The 18,467-nt window shown below is 43.9% G+C and carries 18 protein-coding genes; 17 read left to right on the forward strand and 1 reads right to left on the reverse strand.

Features of this window, described 5'->3' with window-relative positions:
- From cmk to AB3112_RS00025, 5 genes are all read left to right on the forward strand, one after another.
- On the forward strand, window positions 1-382 hold a 382-nt coding region (gene cmk / locus AB3112_RS00005; protein WP_367333788.1), incomplete at its 5' end, for a (d)CMP kinase.
- Window positions 383-465: 83 nt separating this feature from the next.
- Window positions 466-1,710, forward strand: a complete 1,245-nt coding sequence (gene rpsA / locus AB3112_RS00010; RefSeq protein ID WP_057909172.1) for a 30S ribosomal protein S1 — start codon at window positions 466-468, stop codon at window positions 1,708-1,710.
- A 96-nt stretch (window positions 1,711-1,806) separates the two neighbouring features.
- Window positions 1,807-3,114 carry a ribosome biogenesis GTPase Der gene (gene der, locus AB3112_RS00015; protein ID WP_057909171.1) on the forward strand — a complete coding sequence of 436 codons (1,308 nt, stop codon included), beginning with the start codon at window positions 1,807-1,809 and terminating at the stop codon, window positions 3,112-3,114.
- A gap of 208 nt (window positions 3,115-3,322) precedes the next feature.
- On the forward strand, window positions 3,323-3,598 hold the full coding sequence (locus tag AB3112_RS00020; RefSeq protein WP_057909170.1) for an HU family DNA-binding protein: 276 nt from the start codon (window positions 3,323-3,325) through the stop codon (window positions 3,596-3,598).
- Between the two features lie 66 nt (window positions 3,599-3,664).
- Window positions 3,665-4,927 carry a lipopolysaccharide assembly protein LapB gene (locus AB3112_RS00025; protein WP_265170862.1) on the forward strand — a complete coding sequence of 421 codons (1,263 nt, stop codon included), beginning with the start codon at window positions 3,665-3,667 and terminating at the stop codon, window positions 4,925-4,927.
- 131 nt (window positions 4,928-5,058) lie between these two features.
- On the opposite strand, the gene AB3112_RS00030 is transcribed toward AB3112_RS00025, so the two are convergent.
- Complete coding sequence (locus AB3112_RS00030) at window positions 5,059-5,949, reverse strand: YitT family protein (RefSeq protein WP_367333789.1); 891 nt, start codon at window positions 5,947-5,949, stop codon at window positions 5,059-5,061.
- 135 nt (window positions 5,950-6,084) lie between these two features.
- Here AB3112_RS00030 and AB3112_RS00035 point away from each other — a divergent pair, with 135 nt between their 5' ends.
- The 12 genes from AB3112_RS00035 to topA all read left to right on the forward strand — a co-directional run bounded on the left by AB3112_RS00035 (window position 6,085) and on the right by topA (window position 18,304).
- Window positions 6,085-7,290 (forward strand): CCA tRNA nucleotidyltransferase, encoded by a 1,206-nt coding sequence (locus tag AB3112_RS00035; RefSeq protein ID WP_367333797.1) that lies wholly within the window; start codon window positions 6,085-6,087, stop codon window positions 7,288-7,290.
- A 7-nt stretch (window positions 7,291-7,297) separates the two neighbouring features.
- Window positions 7,298-9,220, forward strand: a complete 1,923-nt coding sequence (locus tag AB3112_RS00040; protein WP_084975468.1) for an ABC-F family ATP-binding cassette domain-containing protein — start codon at window positions 7,298-7,300, stop codon at window positions 9,218-9,220.
- A 27-nt stretch (window positions 9,221-9,247) separates the two neighbouring features.
- On the forward strand, window positions 9,248-10,198 hold the full coding sequence (locus AB3112_RS00045) for a thymidylate synthase (RefSeq protein WP_057909165.1): 951 nt from the start codon (window positions 9,248-9,250) through the stop codon (window positions 10,196-10,198).
- Between the two features lie 10 nt (window positions 10,199-10,208).
- Window positions 10,209-10,706, forward strand: coding sequence for a dihydrofolate reductase (locus AB3112_RS00050; protein WP_084975464.1), 498 nt, complete (start codon window positions 10,209-10,211; stop codon window positions 10,704-10,706).
- A gap of 85 nt (window positions 10,707-10,791) precedes the next feature.
- On the forward strand, window positions 10,792-11,640 hold the full coding sequence (locus tag AB3112_RS00055) for a DegV family protein (RefSeq protein WP_367333790.1): 849 nt from the start codon (window positions 10,792-10,794) through the stop codon (window positions 11,638-11,640).
- A gap of 87 nt (window positions 11,641-11,727) precedes the next feature.
- Window positions 11,728-12,654, forward strand: a complete 927-nt coding sequence (locus AB3112_RS00060) for a GDSL-type esterase/lipase family protein (RefSeq protein WP_084975460.1) — start codon at window positions 11,728-11,730, stop codon at window positions 12,652-12,654.
- Between the two features lie 7 nt (window positions 12,655-12,661).
- Window positions 12,662-13,279 (forward strand): YpmS family protein, encoded by a 618-nt coding sequence (locus tag AB3112_RS00065; protein ID WP_084975458.1) that lies wholly within the window; start codon window positions 12,662-12,664, stop codon window positions 13,277-13,279.
- 2 nt (window positions 13,280-13,281) lie between these two features.
- Window positions 13,282-13,500, forward strand: a complete 219-nt coding sequence (locus AB3112_RS00070; protein ID WP_057909161.1) for a YozE family protein — start codon at window positions 13,282-13,284, stop codon at window positions 13,498-13,500.
- Window positions 13,501-13,511: 11 nt separating this feature from the next.
- Entirely contained in the window at window positions 13,512-14,384 is an 873-nt protein-coding gene (gene ylqF / locus AB3112_RS00075; RefSeq protein WP_057911130.1) for a ribosome biogenesis GTPase YlqF, read from the forward strand.
- On the forward strand, window positions 14,365-15,138 hold the full coding sequence (locus AB3112_RS00080; protein ID WP_367333791.1) for a ribonuclease HII: 774 nt from the start codon (window positions 14,365-14,367) through the stop codon (window positions 15,136-15,138). The genes ylqF and AB3112_RS00080 overlap by 20 nt, the downstream gene beginning before the upstream one ends.
- Window positions 15,139-15,176: 38 nt before the next feature.
- Window positions 15,177-16,055, forward strand: a complete 879-nt coding sequence (gene dprA / locus AB3112_RS00085; protein WP_057909158.1) for a DNA-processing protein DprA — start codon at window positions 15,177-15,179, stop codon at window positions 16,053-16,055.
- Window positions 16,056-16,171: 116 nt separating this feature from the next.
- A complete protein-coding gene (topA, locus tag AB3112_RS00090) occupies window positions 16,172-18,304 on the forward strand; it encodes a type I DNA topoisomerase (RefSeq protein WP_084998661.1) in 2,133 nt (710 codons plus the stop codon).
- Window positions 18,305-18,467: the final 163 nt, after the last annotated feature.

Raw genomic sequence — 18,467 nt, forward strand, 5'->3', positions numbered from 1 at the left:
GGTATCGGCGGTCGCTGCAATTGCTGCCGTTCGAGAGGAACTGAGCGCACAACAACAAGCAATCGCCAAGGACGGTGGGATTGTAATGGATGGCCGGGATATCGGCACGTCTGTTTTACCAAATGCCGAAGTGAAGATCTTTTTGATTGCCAGTGTTGAAGAGCGCGCTCAACGACGATATAAAGAAAACATTCAAAAAGGGATCAATACACCCCTTAATGAATTACAATTAGAGATAGAAGCAAGAGATTATAAAGATTCTCACAGAAAAATTTCACCATTGACAAAAGCCGATGATGCTGTGGAGATTGATACAACCTCACTTTCTATCAATCAAGTTGTCGAAAAAATCGCTGAAGTTATAAATAAAACATTGAAATAGCAACTAATTGGTCAATTGACTGGTAATATTGGTCGAATTAAGATAAAATTATGATTAGAGTTGTTTCAAGGAGGAATTGTTTGATGAGTGAAAATGCAAATAACGATAAGAACGATCTATTGAACGCTTTAAACAGCGTTAATGAAGTAAAAGTTGGTGACGTTGTAACTGGTGAAGTATTGGCCAAGGACGACAACCAACAATTAATTGTGGGTATTGAAGGTTCAGGCGTTGAAGGCGTTGTGCCACCACGCGAACTGTCATCCTCACAAAATGTTGATGATATTAAGCAGGGCGACAAGTTGAAGCTGGTTGTAACTTCCCGTATCGGAAGCGACAAAGAAGGCGGAAGCTTCCTGCTTTCATCACGTCGTTTGGAAACCCGTAAAGTTTGGGACGAATTGGCTGAAAAGTCAAAGAACGACGAAACCATTACTGCCAAAGTCAGCCAAGCTGTTAAAGGCGGCTTGGTTGTTGACGCCGGCGTTCGTGGCTTCATCCCAGCTTCAATGATTTCCGACCATTATGTTGATGATTTGAATCAATTTAAAGGTCAAGAACTTGAGCTTAAGATTATTGAAATTGATCCAGTTGAAAACCGATTAATTCTTTCTCACAAGTCAATCGTTCAGGCTGAAAAGGCTGAAGAACGTGAGAAATTGATGGAGACGCTTCACGAAGGTGATGTTGTTGAAGGAACTGTTGCCCGTTTGACCAACTTTGGTGCCTTTGTGGACCTTGGTGGCATGGACGGATTGGTTCACGTTTCTCAAATCGCCTACGAACGAGTTGACAAGCCGTCAGATGTCCTCAAAGTTGGCCAACAAGTTAAGGTTAAGGTCTTGTCTGTTGACTTCGACCGTAACCGAATTTCACTTTCAATCAAACAAACTCTTCCAGAACCTTGGGACGGAATCGAAGAAAAAGCTCCTGTTGGCAGCGTTCTTGAGGGAACTGTTAAGCGCCTCGTTGACTTTGGTGCCTTCGTTGAAGTATTCCCTGGTGTTGAAGGTTTAGTTCATATTTCTCAGATTGCTCATGAACACATTGACACACCTGCAGATGTTTTGAAGGTTGGCGAAAAGATTCAAGTTAAGGTTCTTGATGTTGATACCGACAGAAAGCGTTTGGCATTATCAATCAAGGCTTTGACTGATGCACCTGAAGAAGAATCCAAACCAAAGAAGTCTTCTAACAAGCGGCCATCACGTAAGTCTAACGACCGTTCAATCAGCAATGCACCTGAAGAAGAAACTGGCTTTACTTTAGGTGATCTCATTGGTGACGAATTGAAAAAATCCGGCAGCAATGATGACGATAACAAATAATTGAGACTTTAAATTTTGAAAAGGGGCTGGAAACAAAACGTAAGTTTTGTCCCAGCTCCTTTCTTTCTGAATTACTTAAGCAAAGGAGGGATTTTTATGGCACTGCCTACAGTTGCATTTATTGGGCGCCCAAATGTCGGAAAATCGACCATTTTTAATCGAATTGCCGGCGACCGGATCTCAATTGTTGAAGATACCCCGGGTGTGACGCGTGACCGAATTTATTCACACGGTGAATGGCTCGCAACTAAATTTGCAATGATCGACACAGGGGGAATTCAAATTAGTGATGCCCCATTTAGTACACAAATTAAAAACCAGGCGGAGATTGCAATTGACGAAGCAGACGTCATTGTCTTTATCGTCAGTGGCAAAGAAGGCTTAACAGCCGATGATGAACAGGTTGCCAAGATTTTATATCGGAGCGATAAACCGGTTGTTCTAGCAGTCAATAAAGTCGACAACCCTGAAAGCCGAGAAGATATCTATGAATTTTACTCATTAGGTTTTGGTGATCCAATGCCCATTTCCGGTGTTCATGGTCTGGGATTGGGGGATTTGCTCGATAAAGTTGTTGAGAAGTTTCCTAAAAATGAAGGCACACCAGAAAATGACGATATTCGCTTCAGTATTATCGGTCGGCCAAACGTCGGCAAATCATCGTTGGTGAATGCGATTCTCGGAGAAGACCGGGTAATTGTGTCAAACATTGCCGGAACTACCCGAGATGCGATCGATACGCGTTTTGAAGCCGACGGCATGAAGTTTACCATGGTCGATACTGCCGGAATTCGTAAGCGGGGCAAGGTTTACGAGAATACAGAACGTTATAGTGTTATGCGGGCGATGAAGGCAATTGATCAAAGCGACGTGATTTTATTTGTGATGAATGCTGAAGAAGGTATTCGTGAACAGGACAAAAAAGTTGCCGGGTATGCCCATGAAGCTGGTAAAGCGATTATTACCGTTGTGAACAAATGGGATACCTTGAAAAAGACCAACCATACCCAACAGGATTTTGAAACGCTGATTCGAAACGAATTTCAATATATGGCCTATTCGCCAATTATCTTTGTTTCGGCCGTCACCAAACAGCGAATTGAAAAGCTGCCGGCCTTAATCAAACAAGTTTATGATAATCACGAAAAGCGGGTTCAGTCTTCTGCGTTGAACGACGTGATCATGGACGCCGTGTCGGTTCATCCAACACCAACCGTGAATGGAAAACGACTGCGGATTTATTACGCCACTCAGGTGAAATCCGGGCCACCAACCTTTGTGGTGTTTGTCAATAATCCAGACTTGATGCATTTTTCTTATGTTCGGTTCCTGGAGAACCAAATTCGGGATAACTTTGACTTTACTGGAACGCCAATCAAAATCATCAAGCGAAGCCGAAAATAAGCCGATTTTGACCGATTCTTAACAAAATCTTGATTTTTCGGGGTTTATCGGCACTAAATTTGGCAAAAGCATTGCAATGACAACGTTCTTATGCTATCTTTGAAAAAGAAATGATGCTTCAAAAAGGCGTTGTTTTAGCATTTTGAATTTGTGAGAATTTGATTTGCAATGTTTTACATACCTATCTTTGAGGGAGGTGAATACACTCATGGCAAACAAAGCAGAATTAGTAACCGATGTTGCAGCTGCAACTGGTTTAACTAAAAAAGACGCTACATCAGCTGTGGATGCAGTATTTGAATCAATCCAAGCTAGTTTAGCAAAAGGTGACAAGGTTCAATTAATCGGTTTCGGTAACTTCGAAGTACGTCAACGTGCCGCTCGTAAGGGCCGTAACCCACAAACAGGTCAAGAAATTCAAATTCCTGCAAGCAAAGTACCAGCTTTCAAACCTGGTAAGGCGCTCAAGGATGCTGTTAAATAGTATTCATCTGTTAAGCCAGAACGGCATTTGTCGGGCTGGCTTTTTTATTTACTTTGGAGGACAAATATGAGCTATTCAAAAACCGCGTTAGATCAACTTGAGGCTGGCCAAATCGATGATTACAAAGAATCATTGGAAAAAGCTTTGGCAAATGACTCCGATGATATGTTGTACTCGTTAGCTGAAGAAGTGTATTCACTGGGATTTTCAAAAGATGCCAGTACCATCTATGAACACCTGGCTCAAAAATATCCTGAAGACGATGGCTTAAAGATTAACTTGGCTGAATTGGCAATCGATGATGATCACGATGATCAAGCACTCAACTATTTATCTCAAGTAGCCCCGGATTCGGACGAATATGTCCGTTCTTTGATGGTGGCGGCCGATTTGTACCAGACCCAGGGAATGTTTGAGATTAGCGAACAAAAGCTCTTGGCGGCCCAAAAATTGGCGCCTGACGAGGATGTCATTAAATTTGCTCTGGCAGAATTTTATTTCACGACCCGAAACTATCGTAAAGCAATTAATTTGTATCTGGATCTCATCAAATCCGGCACTTTGGAAATGTCTGCCGTGAATTTAGTTGAGCGGCTTGGCGTTTCATACGCTGAAATCGGCAAGTTCGAGCAGGCTTTGGGGTACCTTGAACAGATCAAGCCAATTCACATGAATAGCGATGTCAAATTTGAATTAGCATTTACTTATTTCAACCTCAAAGAGTATCAAAAAGCGATCAAGGCCTTCCAGGATTTACGGGACTCAGATCCGCAATACAGTTCACTTTATCCCTACCTTGCGGACGCCTATGTCAACTTAAAACGAGTTGACGAAGCTTTAAAGGCAATTCAAGAAGGGATTTCAATTGATCAGTTCAACGAAAAAATTTGGCAGAAAGCGGGTCAAATTGCACTGATGGACAATGAGGACGAACTGGCTTTGACGTATTTCAAAAAAGGCCATGAAATCGCGCCTGAGGACGTTGAACTGCTAACCTTACTATCTGACTGGTATATCGCTCACGAACGCTACAGCGACAATTTAGCGCTGTTAGAAGCAGTTTCCGATGAACACGTCGTCGATGCCCATCTTGCATACAACCTGGCACAATCATATCAAGATGCCGGAAACATCAAAAAAGCCGACCAAAACTATGAACTAGCGGCTCATGAATTAAGCGACAATCCTGACTTTTTAAAGCACGCCGCGCTGTTTTATCGTGAAGCGGGGCAATTAGAACCCGAACGAAAATACCTGAAGAAGTATTTGGACCTGGTTCCAGGCGATATTGAAATGGCTTCAATGTACGAAGAAGACCAAGACTTGTAAAGATGAAAACAGAACGGGGAAACGACGATTGGACATGGAAATCATCGTGGCCCACACTCTGACTAACTTAAAAGATAAAACAAAGGATCTGATTCCACGGCAAGCGCGTGAATCAGATCCTTTTTCAACGTCTATAATAATTTAAAGCGTTTTGGTCGTTTATACGTGAATCCTTCACCAATCGCTTCGTTGACCTCGATAATTGAAATAAAGGCTTCTTCATCGATGGACTCGACTAATTTTTTGAGGGTATGCAGTTCGCTTGGGGAAACCACACAGTAAACGACCTGCTTTGATTTGTGTGAATAGCCGCCTTCAGCATTCAGAAACGTCACGCCGCGGCTGAGTTCGTCTTGAATGGCGGTTGAAATTCGCTCCGATTCATTACTGATAATCAAGATTCCGCGGGCTGTGTAGGCACCACGTTGGGTAAAGTTGACAATCATTGAAAAAATCCAAACATAAATTAAGGTGTAGGCCATTTGGCGGACGTTTAGATAAATGAGTGACGACAACAGTACCAAGACATCGATCGTTAACAGGGTCTGTCCCATTTGAACGCCTTTGAAACGTTCAAACAGCCGGGCAACAATGTCAACACCACCAGTGGTACCGCCGAACCGGTAAATAATGCCACAGCCAAAGCCGCCAAACAAGCCGGCACCGATCGCTGAAAGCAACAGGTCATGATCAAGATTAATGACGATGGGGACCCGCTCCCAGATCCAAAGAAAAACCGCCAACACAATGGTTCCGTACAAAGTATAAAACATATCTTTTTTCCCTAAAAATCGGTAGCCAATCGCAAACAAGGGAATATTGACCAGGATGGTTGAATAAGCCGGGTCAATGTGAAATAACGCGCGCAGGATCAACGTAATACCCGTAACGCCACCATCGGCCAAGTGATTATAAATGTTAAAAAAGACGATTCCAAATGAATAAATTGCCGTCCCGGCCGCAATGACCAGCAGATCAACGATTGAAATATCAAGGTTGAAGCGGCTTTGTTTTTTCTCCATCGTGTTACCTCCTGCGTTTATCTGACAACTTATCATATCAATTGTACTTCAGGATTGGCAATGATTGTGGTGATCTTTTTCTTTCAATGCAAATTCTGTTAGAATTATCAGAGGATAAACTAAAAATGGATGGCGATGATTGTGCGAATAGTAGAAATTCCCACAGAATTCAAGGAAGCATTACCAATTTTACAAAAGATTGAAGCAGCCGGCTACGAAGCTTATTTCGTTGGCGGGTCTGTTCGAGATACCATCTTAAAGCGGCCGATTCATGACGTGGACATTGCGACCAGTGCGTATCCAAGTGAAGTTAAAGAACTGTTCAAGAAGACTGTTGACACTGGAATTGAGCACGGAACCGTGATGATTTTGGACCATGGGACCGGTTATGAAGTGACAACTTTTCGAACCGAATCCGGTTATCAGGATTACCGACGGCCGGACAAAGTCACGTTTGTTCGCTCACTTAAAGAAGATCTTAAACGACGTGATTTTACAATTAATGCGCTGGCCCTTTCTGAAAGCGGCCAGGTTTTTGATCTATTTGGCGGCTTGGCCGATATGCAACACCACATTATCAAAGCGGTGGGCGATCCCAACGAGCGCTTTAACGAAGATGCGTTGCGAATGATGCGGGCAGTTCGGTTTGCAAGTCAATTAGATTTTCAAATTGAATCTGAGACGCTGCAGGGAATTGCCAGGCACAGCCGGTTACTTGAAAAAATCGCCGTTGAGCGCTGTCATTCAGAATTCGTTAAAATGATGCTGGGCGTTGCTGCCCAAAATGGCTTGAATGTGATGCTGGATACCGGATTGGACCGACACGTTCCGGTCCTGGGTGAACACGAACAAGCGCTTAAACAGTTGGCAAACAGCCCGTTAAGCTTGCAAAATGAGGTTCAGGTATGGTCGCTTCTAGCCTTCAAGTTTGGTTTTTCGCGCGGTCAGATTTCCTCATTTTTAAAAAAGTGGAAGACGGCCAATAAAATAATTAATGATGTTATACTTACCACTGAATTACTTTTTGCGATTAAAAAACAGCAGGTCACAAATTGGCTGTTGTATCAAACGGGAGCAGCCAACATCACGAATGCAATTGACGTGTTTGGTCATCTGTCTGAAACACAGACACTGATGTCCAGATATGCCGAACTTCCAATTAAAACTAAGAAGCAGCTACAAATTACCGGTGGGCAATTGATCCAACAGGGGGTATTACAACCCGGACCCGAACTTGGCAAGATTTTGGATTATCTTGAACGGGCAGTTGTTGACGGCCAAATTTCAAACAATTTTGATGATTTAAAAGCGGCTGCTGTAAATTTTCTAAATGAGGACTGATAACTGAATGGAAACAATGCGAGTTGAAAACTTAGCAAAGACGTACGGTGAAAAGACGCTGTTTGATAAGCTGAATTTTATCATAAATGAACATGATCGAATCGGATTAATTGGCACGAATGGAACCGGAAAGACTTCTCTGCTGAATGCATTGGCAGGAATTGATCAAGACTCTACCGGAGACATTATTACGTCAAAAACATACTCGATCGGCTATTTGAAGCAGGACCCGGAACTTGACGACCAATTATCCATTATGGATGCCGTTTTTTCGGGGTCCCAAGACGTTTATCAAACGATTCGAAATTATGAGGCTGCTTTAAAAGAGTTTTCTGCCCATCCTGAAGATGAGCAGGCCACTAAACGTTACACCAAAGCTGAAGCCAGGATGAACGAAGAAGACGCTTGGAATGCCCAAAATGATGTCAAGACCATCTTAAATCAGTTAAAAATAACTGATTACAACCAAAAAGTCGCTGACCTGTCAGGTGGCCAAAGGCGCCGGGTCGGCTTGGCTCAAGTGTTGATTCAAGCACCAAGTTTACTGCTTTTAGACGAGCCGACCAACCACTTGGATTTTGACTCAATTGGCTGGTTGGAAAACTACTTGGCCGCTTATAAGGGATCCTTAATTGTTGTGACTCATGATCGTTACTTCTTGGATCACGTTGCCAACAAGATTTGGGAGTTGTCGTTTGGAAAGCTGTACCAATACGACGGTAATTACCAGGATTACGTCCAACAAAAGGCGACCCGCGTTGAGGGTGAAATTCAAGCAGAACATAAGACCCAACAGCTGTATAAACAGGAGTTGGCGTGGATGAAAACCGGAGCCAAGGCGCGATCCACGAAGCAGCAAGCCAGAATCAACCGATTTAATGATTTGAAACAAAACGTTGGGACCCTTCAAGTTGATCAGGACGTCAACATCTCACTGGGTCAAACCCGGTTGGGCAAAGAAGTGCTCAAAATGAAGGATGCTAATTTAACAATTGACGGCAAGACTATTTTGAAGGATTTCAATATCTTGATTCAGCCGAATGAAAGAATTGGCATCAGCGGCGAAAATGGGGCCGGAAAAACCAGCCTCTTAAACGTCATTGCCGGCAGATTGAAACTCGATTCAGGCATCATTAAGATTGGCGAAACGGTTAAATTAGCGTATTATACCCAGTTAACCGAACCGATTCCCGAAGATAAACGGGTGATCAGCTACTTGAGTGAAGTCGGCCAGCAGGTGACCGATAACACCGGAAACAAGATTAGTGTCACTGAATTGCTTGAAGAATTTCTTTTTCCGCGGTTTATGCACGGGACGCTGATTCGCAAACTTTCAGGTGGTGAAAAGCGACGGTTATATTTGCTGAAACTGCTCATGCAACAACCAAATGTGTTATTGCTGGATGAGCCGACCAACGATTTGGATATCGCCACGTTAACGGTTCTGGAAGACTACATTTCCAAGTTTCAAGGAACGGTTATAACGGTCTCTCATGACCGGTACTTCTTGGATAAAGTGGCCGATCGCCTCTTGATTTTCCAAGGAAACGGCGTGATTGAAGAACATCGTGGCCGGTTCACGGACTATCTGGCATCATTAAAAGATCAGCCCAAGCAAAGCCAAAAATCGACCAAGCAAGATTCGGCGGATACTGCGGTAGCCGCGGATTCAAGTGATAAGCGTGAAGTCGATAATGACCAGTCACAGGTGAAAAAGAAGCTGACGTATTCTGAAAAGATTGAATACGCCCACATCGAAGACGAAATTGAATCCCTTGAGTCTCAAGTTGAAGAGATTGATCAACAGATGCAAACCAACGGCTCGGACTATGATAAACTGGCCGATCTGCAGGCACAAAAGGACAAGTTGTCAGCCGAAGCCGACAAGAAGATGCAACGCTGGGAATATTTGAGTGAATATGCTGAATAATGCACGATCATTAAAGGAGAAATTGCCATGTTAGAAGACGCTTACTTAAACCTTGAACGATACGTTTTAGAAAATGGCCATAAAAAGACCGACCGCACGCATACCGGTACTTTGAGTACGTTTGGCTATCAGATGCGCTTTGATCTATCAAAGGGATTTCCACTTCTGACCACCAAGAAAGTCCCGTTTGGGCTGATTAAAAGTGAACTTTTGTGGTTCTTAAAAGGTGATACCAATATCCGATTTTTGCTTGAACACAAGAATCATATCTGGGATGAGTGGCCATTTAAACGGTTTACTGAATCCAAAGACTACACTGGTCCTGACATGACAGATTTTGCTCACCGTGCTGAAAGAGACCCCGAGTTCAACAAAATCTACCAGGAACAAAAGAAATTGTTCTGTCAACGAATTTTGGAAGACGATGCGTTTGCGCAACAATATGGCGATCTTGGGTTGGTATATGGCAGTCAATGGCGCGCCTGGAAGACGTCTAATGGCCAAACGATTGACCAAATTCAAAATGTAATTGAAACGATAAAGACGCACCCTGATTCAAGACGGATGATTGTTTCTGCTTGGAATCCGGAAGATGTGCCTTCAATGGCGCTGCCACCATGTCACACAATGTTTCAATTTTATGTGAACGATGGAAAGCTCAGCTGTCAGTTATATCAGCGGTCCGGCGACATTTTCTTGGGCGTGCCGTATAACATTGCCAGCTATTCATTGTTAACGTCAATGATTGCCCATGAATGTGGGCTTGAGGTCGGCGATTTTGTACACACGCTTGGCGATGCTCATATTTACTTAAATCATATTGAGCAGGTAAAAGAGCAACTTACCCGAAAGCCACGTCAGGCACCAGAATTGTGGTTAAATCCCGACAAGCAGAATCTGGATGACTTTTCGATGGCGGATATTAAAGTGAAAAACTACGATCCTTATCCCGTTATCAAAGCACCGGTTGCGGTTTAGGAGGGCAGTCATGTTAGCTTTTATTTGGGCTGAAGATTCACACGGCTTGATTGGCCAAAATGGCACGCTTCCCTGGCATCTTCCAGATGACATGCACTATTTTAAGAAAACAACGATGGGCAATACAATTATCTCAGGATCGCGGACTTTTCGAAGTTACAACAAGCCGCTTCCCGGAAGAGAAAACATTGTGATTTCCAGTCAAAGTGACTTCCCGGCTGGCGTTCAAGTTGTGCCCTCGATTGACCGACTTTGTGAACTGGTGGCAGAAAATCCCACCAAAGAATATATTGTGACCGGTGGGGCCAACTTGTTCTCACAACTGTTAACGCGGGTTGATCGGCTCTATCGAACTAAAATTGAGGGGACGTTTGTGGGCGATACCTATATGCCGCCAATTGATTATTCTCAGTTTGCTTTGGTTAAATCAATCCCAGGCATTGTCGATGAAAAAAACAAGTATCCCCATACATTTGAAGTTTATGAAAGAAGGCAATTCCATTCATAAATGGTGTCCGTTCATCTAAATTTTGATATAATTATAGATGGACTATCAATTATTTAATAATTTTGTAAAGAAACGAGTGGCGGAAATGGCAAAAGTAAAAATTGTGACGGATTCATCTGCTCAATTAACCGATGAAGAACTTGAACAATATGACATTACAATGGTTCCACTAACGGTGATGATTGATAACACAGTCTATGTTGACCATGATACAATCACCAACGAAACGTTTGTTCCCAAAATGTTGGCAGCTCATGATCTGCCAAAGACGAGTCAACCGCCTGTTGGCAAGTTTGTCGAAGCGTTTGATCAACTGGGTGAGGACGGCAGCGAAATTCTGTGCCTCAATATGCTTGAAGCAATTAGTGGGACTGTTCATGCAGCTGAACAGGCAGCGACGATCAGTAAGAGCAATGTGACCGTTGTGGATAGTCAAAGCACTGACCGGGGTCTGGGCTTCCAAGTTTTGGAGGCTGCCAAGCTCGCGCAACAAGGTGCTGATTTACAAACCATCTTAAAGCGGGTTGATAAAGTCCGCAGCAACACAAAGTTATATCTTTGTGTGATGACACTGGACAATATCGTCAAAGGCGGGCGGCTTCCCGCATTTGCCGGGGCAATTACTAATTTTTTGAATATTAAATTAGGCCTTCAGGTGACGGATGGTAAACTTAAAATTATTTCTAAAGGTCGTGGCGATAAGTCGCTTCGAAAATTTTTCAATGGTATCATTGACGAAATGAAGCAAACACCTTCAATCAAGTCAATTGGTATTTCATATGTGACTGAGACCGAAATTTTAAAAGAAACGGTCCAAAAGCTCAAAGATGATTTTCCGAACGCATCGCTTCTTGAGCGCGTCACATCACCGACGATTTCTACCCATACCGGAAAGGGTGCTTTCGCGTTAATTTACTTCAGTGATCCTGATTAAATCAACACAGAGATTTGTATGAAGGGGCGAGACAACGTTTGTTTGTCGTAACCCCTTTTAGATTTCAATATTTGAGGAGTTTTTTGTTTGAGCAAAAATAAGCATGTCAAAAGTCATCAGCATTCGTTTCGCTGGGGCGGTTGGCTGATTGGGTTGGTCATTCTTGTTGCCTTGGGGTTTACCGGTTTCCGGTATTTTCACCAGGGATCAACGCAACGGCCACGAGAAATCCGCTTGACCGCTGTTGGCGATTCTTTGACCCAAGGAGTGGGGGATCCCACCAATAAAGGCGGTTACACCAATTTAATTCGTAAAAAGGTGAACGCCAAGAATCCCAATGTCCGAATGTCGACGGCAAATTACGGTATTTCGGGGGAAACCACCGATCAGATTAATCATCGGGTGGTTTCTTCAAAGCGCCTTCAAACGAGTTTACGGCATGCGGATGTGATCACCGTGACCACGGGTGGCAATGACCTGCTCAAATTTTTAAAGGCCAACGTGGTGGCGTCCAACCAAAAGATTTTGGATACCAAGTTAAATCAATACTGCCTGATTTATCAGCAGCGAGTGGCTCGACTATTTCGAAACATTCGCCGGCTTAATTCCAGCGCGCCAATCTTTGTCTTTGGGATCTACAACCCGGTTTACGTCTACTTTCCGCAGGTTTCATACATTAACGACACGGTTGCTCAAACCAACCAGATAACCAAGAAGGTCAGCCAGCAACAACACGGGATTTACTTTGTGGCGATCAACAAGCAATTGACGGACGGACAGTTTAAGACCGCTAAACAACGAAAAAGTCTTGAAAAGAAGGCTGGCGCCAGCGATTTTAGCGGCAACCAAAGTTCACCGGCTGATATTGAACGGATCCTAAACGGCCAATCCGCGCAGTCCAATCAATATTTATCAAACGATGATCATTTTCACCCCAATTTAACCGGGTACAAGATTATGACCGATCATTTGTATCAGCAGATGGTGAAGCATACAACTTGGGCAAAGGAGTGATTTGAAGATGAGACAAGACAAGCAATCAGTAAAGCGGCGCAATCCCTGGAAGTTGGCCTTTATTTCGTTGATTGGACTTTTGGTCGTGGCAATTTTGGGAATGTGGGCAGCCGTTCAATCGTCATCTTCGTTGACCAAATCTGCCGATAATCAGGTCACGTCTTCCTCGCAGCCGGTTTCAGTTTCAATTAACAAGGCACAACTGAATCAACTATCGAGCTATTACCTGGGGCGCCTGCAAAAAGACAGCCAAAACAAGTATCACTTTGAGATTGGCGACGAAGGCATTGTCTACGGGACGTTGAAGTTACTGGGGTCAAACGTGGACTATTCGCTTACCTTTGACCCAAAGGTGATGGCCAATGGGAATGTGACGCTTCATGCCAACAAGCTTGCATTAGGCAAGTTTCCGGTACCAATCAGTTTTGTTCTACTTTACGTTAAACAAAATTATAAGTTGCCAAAATGGGTTCAGCTCGATCCCAAGAATAAACTCATCAAACTTGATATTATTCACATGAATGGTAAGCATGGGATCAATTATCGGGCCAAAACCATTGATATGAATGGCAAGGGCAAGTTTGCCTTTGAGATCATTTTACCGCCAGCAACCGAGGTGAACTAACCATGCATAAAACGTTCTACCAATTTTTAATGACCAAACGAAACCCCGGCAGCACCGATCCGGTGGCAGAGTTTGCCAACAACGCATTTTACGATCAGTCATTTCCCAAGCAGGAAGATGAGTTTGACGCGCTTTCCAAATACTTGGAAGAAAACGCGACATATCTGCCAACAATGGAAATCTTTGATTCAGTCTGGACAGAATATCAAGAAAGCTTTTAGGAAGTGAAAAAATGGCAGTAACAATTCAGTGGTTCCCAGGACATATGGCCAAGGCCATTCGACAATTCGAGGAAAATTTATCCTTGGTTGACATTGTTTTTGAGGTGATTGATGCAAGAATTCCGTTGACCTCTCAAAATCCGGAAATACGGCGGATTAGCGCTCAAAAACCGCATTTATATATTATGACCAAACGTGACTTGGCAGATCCCAAGCTCACCAACCAATGGTTAAACTATTTTGCCGAACATCATCAACCGGCAATCGCGATCGATGCAAAGACGAAATTTGGGATCAACAACGTCATTTCCGTTATTTCGCCAATTTTGCGCGAAAAATTGCAACGCGAACAGGATAAAGGAATGAAAAAACGTCCCATTCGCGCGATTAGTGTCGGTGTACCAAACGTTGGTAAGTCGACGGTGCTTAACCGCCTGGTGAACAGACGGGCTGCCCAGGTTGGTAACCGACCAGGGGTAACCAAAGGACAGCAGTGGTTAAAGTCAGACGATAAGCTTGAATTGCTGGACACGCCAGGAATCCTCTGGCCCAAGTTTTCAAGTCAGGAGGTTGCTGACAAGCTGGCTTTGACTGGTGCCATTAAGGAAAGCGTCTTTGCCAGCGATGACGTTGCCTTGTTTGGACTCGGGCGATTACGCCTGCTTAATCCAAACGGGTTAAAAGAACGCTATCATTTGACGGATGCCGACTTTGATTTATCCGATGTTGATTTACTACTCGAAATTACCAAAAAAGTTGGGATGAGAGACGATTATGAACGGGGGTCCAACCGGATTATTCAGGACTTCCGGTCAGGAAAAATTGGCCGCTTTACGTTAGACAATCCAGAAATGGTGGAAGATGATGCGCAAACAAACAATTAGTGAGATTAAACAATTGTTAAGGGATGTGACAGCCGTCAGCGACCCGCTATTTACCCAGCTTAAAAACGATCCCAGAAAGGGTGTCCAAACAGCCCTTCATGCTGCAGCCGCTCGCATTCATAAACAGCAGGCCGCGGTCGTCGCATTTGAACACCGATTTGAATATGAACGTCACTTCTGGCAACAGGGGATTAACTATGTTGCCGGGGTTGACGAGGTTGGTCGAGGACCGTTGGCCGGTCCGGTCGTTTCAGCTGCCGTCATTTTGCCGAAGGACTTTGATTTGGTTCAGGTCAATGACTCTAAACAATTAACACCGGCTGTCCGCGCTGAATTGGCGCCGAAGATTCAACAAGTTGCCATTAGTATCGGTATCGGATTGGTTGATAATCAGGGGATTGACGAACTTAATATTTATCAAGCAACTCGAGTTGCCATGAAACAAGCCGTTGAGAAATTGGATCCGCAGCCAGAAGAAATTATTGTCGATGCCATGCAGATTCCCGTGCCAATCAAACAAACGCGGTTGATCAAGGGGGACGCCAAGAGCATCAGTGTTTCTGCTGCAAGCATCATCGCCAAGGTGTATCGTGATCACTTAATGGATGAATATGCCAAGCAATATCCGGCTTACGATTTTACTCATAACGCCGGGTACGGGACGGCAAAGCATTTGGCTGCCCTAAAGGCGTACGGGCCAACCCCAATTCACCGGATGACTTTTTCGCCGGTTGAAAAATTTCGCAAAAATTAAATTTAATGACGTATATACTCTTAAAAGGATGGATAAAAATGCTTTTAAGAGATTTTTTATTGCGGATTCATTTATGTAACGGAATTGGAATAATTGGCAAGGCGAAGGTATATGCTTGGCTAAAACAATCTGAGTGGTCAAACACCCAATTACCACCGGTCGAACTGTTGGCGAACGTCGCCGGAATCAATCAGCACAACTTTGCCGCCTTTTCTAAAAGCTATCATCAACTGCTTCAAGATACACGGTTAGTTGAAAAATTAGTGGCCGGTGAAAAGTGGCTTTCGATCTGTGATCCGGACTATCCGGTCGCCTTGAGGGAAGCATTCGCGCCGCCGTTGATTTTGTTTTATCGGGGCCGGCTGCCACTTTTATCAAGGCCGCTACTTGGCGTCGTCGGTGCCCGTGACTGCACAAATTATTCGTTTGAGGTTATGAAAAAGTTGATTCCTGGCACAGTTTCCAATACAATGGCTATTGTATCCGGACTTGCTAAAGGCGTCGACACTCTTGCTCACCAATGCGCAATTGCCAGCGGCGGCTCGACTATTGCGGTCATTGGGACTGGATTGGACATCGAATATCCAGCGGCCAACAGACCCCTGCAGCAACAAATTGGCCAAACACAACTGTTGATTTCTGAATATCCCAATCATACCAAGGGCTATCGCAGCCATTTTCCGGAACGAAATCGCATCATTGCCGGTCTTGTTCAAAGCATCTTAGTGACTGAGGCGAAGCAGCACTCCGGAAGTTTAATTACTGCAAACTTGGCGCTTCAAAACAATCGGAATGTCTTAGCAGTTCCCGGTCCGATCAACAGCCCGCTATCAGTTGGTACGAATGAATTAATTGCGGCTGGCGCCAAGCCGATTTTGCAAGCCGATGATATCGTCGAAGAGTTCTATCAAATCTGAATTTGAAAGTGCATGAGTTGACACTTCAAAATTCCTGCAATATGATGTGGTAGATTTGTAATAAAAATTCCTACAGTAATATGAATACAAAAGTAGCACTTTCGAAGGGAGAAATAATGGCAACTTCTACTAAACCAAAACCAAAAGCCAAATCTAAACCAAAAGCGAAGACAAAACGGAAATCACCTAAAAAGACGCTCGTGATTGTAGAGTCTCCAGCTAAGGCCAAAACAATTGAAAAATATCTTGGCCGATCGTACAAGGTTGTCGCCAGTAAAGGTCACGTCCGTGATTTGCCAAAGAGTAAGATGGGCGTTGATATCGACCATGACTACGAACCGCATTACATTTCGATTCGTGGCAAAGGCGATACAATCAAGGAATTACGTTCTGCAGCTAAAAAAGCTAAAAAAGTTTATCTCGCAGCCGATCCGGACCGTGAAGGCGAATCAATTGCTTGGCACCTGCAACACATTTTAGACCTTGATCCAAACGATGATAATCGGGTTGTCTTCAACGAAATTACAAAGGATGCGGTTAAAGAATCTTTTAAGCATCCCCGAAACATTGACATGAACCTGGTAGATGCCCAACAGGCACGGCGAATTCTTGACCGCCTTGTAGGGTATTCGATTTCACCGCTATTATGGCAAAAAGTCAAAAAAGGTCTTAGTGCCGGTCGGGTGCAGTCAATTGCACTTTGGCTGATTATTGAGCGTGAAAAAGCAATTAAGAATTTCACTCCTGAAGAATACTGGTCCATTGATTCTGAATTTAAAAAGGGTCGCAGTAAATTCAAAGCGGCGTTTTATGGTGTGAACGGCAAGAAAAAAGACCTGCCTAACAATGAAGCCGTTCAAGCTATTTTAAAACAGCTTGATCCGAAGGGTGATTTTGACATTACCAAAGTGACCCGACGTGAACGTAAGCGCCAGCCACAGCCACCATTTACGACCAGTACGATGCAACAGGAAGCCAACCGGAAGTTGAATTTCCGGACTCGAAAAACAATGATGGCCGCTCAACAGTTGTATGAAGGAATCAACATTGGTAAAGAGGGCAGCCAAGGCTTAATCACTTATATGCGGACGGATTCAACCCGAATTTCCGTTATTGCCAAGCATGAAGCTTCCAAGTTCTTACACGAAGAATACGGGGAAGAATATGCGGCCACCAAGCCAATCAAAGGTAAATTGCCTGAAGGCGCCCAGGATGCCCATGAGGCGATTCGGCCAACATCAGTCTTTCGAACACCGGCAAGTCTCAAGAAATATTTGACCCGTGACCAGTTCCGCTTGTACCAAATGGTTTGGTCAAGATTTCTTGCCAGTCAAATGACACCGGCAATTATGGATACCATGGCGGTCACGATTGAACAAAATAACGTGATTTTTAAAGCCAACGGGTCAAAGATGAAATTTGATGGGTTCTTGAAGGTATACGGTGATACCAAAGAAAAGGATAATTTACTTCCTGATCTTGAAACCGGCGACGTGGTTTCACTGGTTAAGAACAACCCTGATCAACATTTCACCCAGCCACCATCCCGTTACAGTGAAGCAACCTTGATTAAGGCGCTGGAAGAAAAGGGTGTTGGACGTCCGTCAACTTACTCACCGACCATTGACACCATCCAACGGCGCTATTACGTCAAGGAAGTTGGTCGTCGATTTGAACCGACTGAATTAGGCGAAATTGTTAACAAGATCATCGTCGAATACTTCCCGGATGTGGTTAACATTGACTTTACGGCTAATTTAGAAGGCAAGCTTGATCAAGTTGAAGAGGGTAAGGAAAACTGGATCAAGTTGGTTGATACTTTCTACAAGCCATTCTCAGACGAGGTCGAGTCGGCCACCAAGAACATGGAAAAGGTCCAAATCAAAGACGAACCAGCCGGATTTAACTGTGATATCTGCGGGGCACCGATGGTCATTAAAATGGGACGCTACGGCAAGTTCAACGCTTGTTCGCGGTTCCCTGACTGTCGAAACACCAAACCAATTGTTAAAGAAATTGGCGTTATTTGTCCGAAGTGTCATGAGGGCCAAGTCATTGAACGAAAATCAAGAAAGAACCGAATCTTCTATGGTTGCTCGAGATTTCCCGACTGTGACTTTGTTTCATGGGATAAACCAATCGGCCGTGACTGTCCAAAGGATGGCCACTTCTTGGTTGAAAAACGGGTAAAGGGCGGCACCCAAGTGGTCTGTCCAAATGGTGATTATGAAGAACCGGCACAAAAATAATGATTAACCGTTAAGTGGCTTTGTCACTGAACGAAAATGACCGATTGGAAAACGCAACTTGTTTTCCAATCGGTTTTTGTTTTGTCAAAAGCGCTTGTTTGCAGTGATGCCTTCATATGTGACCGATTTCACGCTCTTTTCTTCCACTCCAGTCAAAAGGGTG

Source organism: Lentilactobacillus sp., from assembly GCF_040773105.1.
Classification (GTDB): Bacteria; Bacillota; Bacilli; order Lactobacillales; family Lactobacillaceae; genus Lentilactobacillus; species Lentilactobacillus parabuchneri.

Excerpts from the sequence above, each read along its gene's own strand:
- AB3112_RS00040 (WP_084975468.1), top strand. The coding sequence starts at position 7,298 with ATGGAAACAATGCGAGTTGAAAACTTAGCAAAGACGTACGGTGAAAAG.
- AB3112_RS00030 (WP_367333789.1), bottom strand. The coding sequence starts at position 5,949 with ATGGAGAAAAAACAAAGCCGCTTCAACCTTGATATTTCAATCGTTGAT.
- AB3112_RS00065 (WP_084975458.1), top strand. The coding sequence starts at position 12,662 with ATGAGACAAGACAAGCAATCAGTAAAGCGGCGCAATCCCTGGAAGTTG.
- AB3112_RS00050 (WP_084975464.1), top strand. The coding sequence starts at position 10,209 with ATGTTAGCTTTTATTTGGGCTGAAGATTCACACGGCTTGATTGGCCAA.
- AB3112_RS00025 (WP_265170862.1), top strand. The coding sequence starts at position 3,665 with ATGAGCTATTCAAAAACCGCGTTAGATCAACTTGAGGCTGGCCAAATC.
- AB3112_RS00070 (WP_057909161.1), top strand. The coding sequence starts at position 13,282 with ATGCATAAAACGTTCTACCAATTTTTAATGACCAAACGAAACCCCGGC.
- dprA (WP_057909158.1), top strand. The coding sequence starts at position 15,177 with ATGCTTTTAAGAGATTTTTTATTGCGGATTCATTTATGTAACGGAATT.
- rpsA (WP_057909172.1), top strand. The coding sequence starts at position 466 with ATGAGTGAAAATGCAAATAACGATAAGAACGATCTATTGAACGCTTTA.
- AB3112_RS00080 (WP_367333791.1), top strand. The coding sequence starts at position 14,365 with ATGCGCAAACAAACAATTAGTGAGATTAAACAATTGTTAAGGGATGTG.
- der (WP_057909171.1), top strand. The coding sequence starts at position 1,807 with ATGGCACTGCCTACAGTTGCATTTATTGGGCGCCCAAATGTCGGAAAA.
- AB3112_RS00055 (WP_367333790.1), top strand. The coding sequence starts at position 10,792 with ATGGCAAAAGTAAAAATTGTGACGGATTCATCTGCTCAATTAACCGAT.
- AB3112_RS00035 (WP_367333797.1), top strand. The coding sequence starts at position 6,085 with ATGATTGTGCGAATAGTAGAAATTCCCACAGAATTCAAGGAAGCATTA.
- AB3112_RS00020 (WP_057909170.1), top strand. The coding sequence starts at position 3,323 with ATGGCAAACAAAGCAGAATTAGTAACCGATGTTGCAGCTGCAACTGGT.
- ylqF (WP_057911130.1), top strand. The coding sequence starts at position 13,512 with ATGGCAGTAACAATTCAGTGGTTCCCAGGACATATGGCCAAGGCCATT.
- topA (WP_084998661.1), top strand. The coding sequence starts at position 16,172 with ATGGCAACTTCTACTAAACCAAAACCAAAAGCCAAATCTAAACCAAAA.
- AB3112_RS00045 (WP_057909165.1), top strand. The coding sequence starts at position 9,248 with ATGTTAGAAGACGCTTACTTAAACCTTGAACGATACGTTTTAGAAAAT.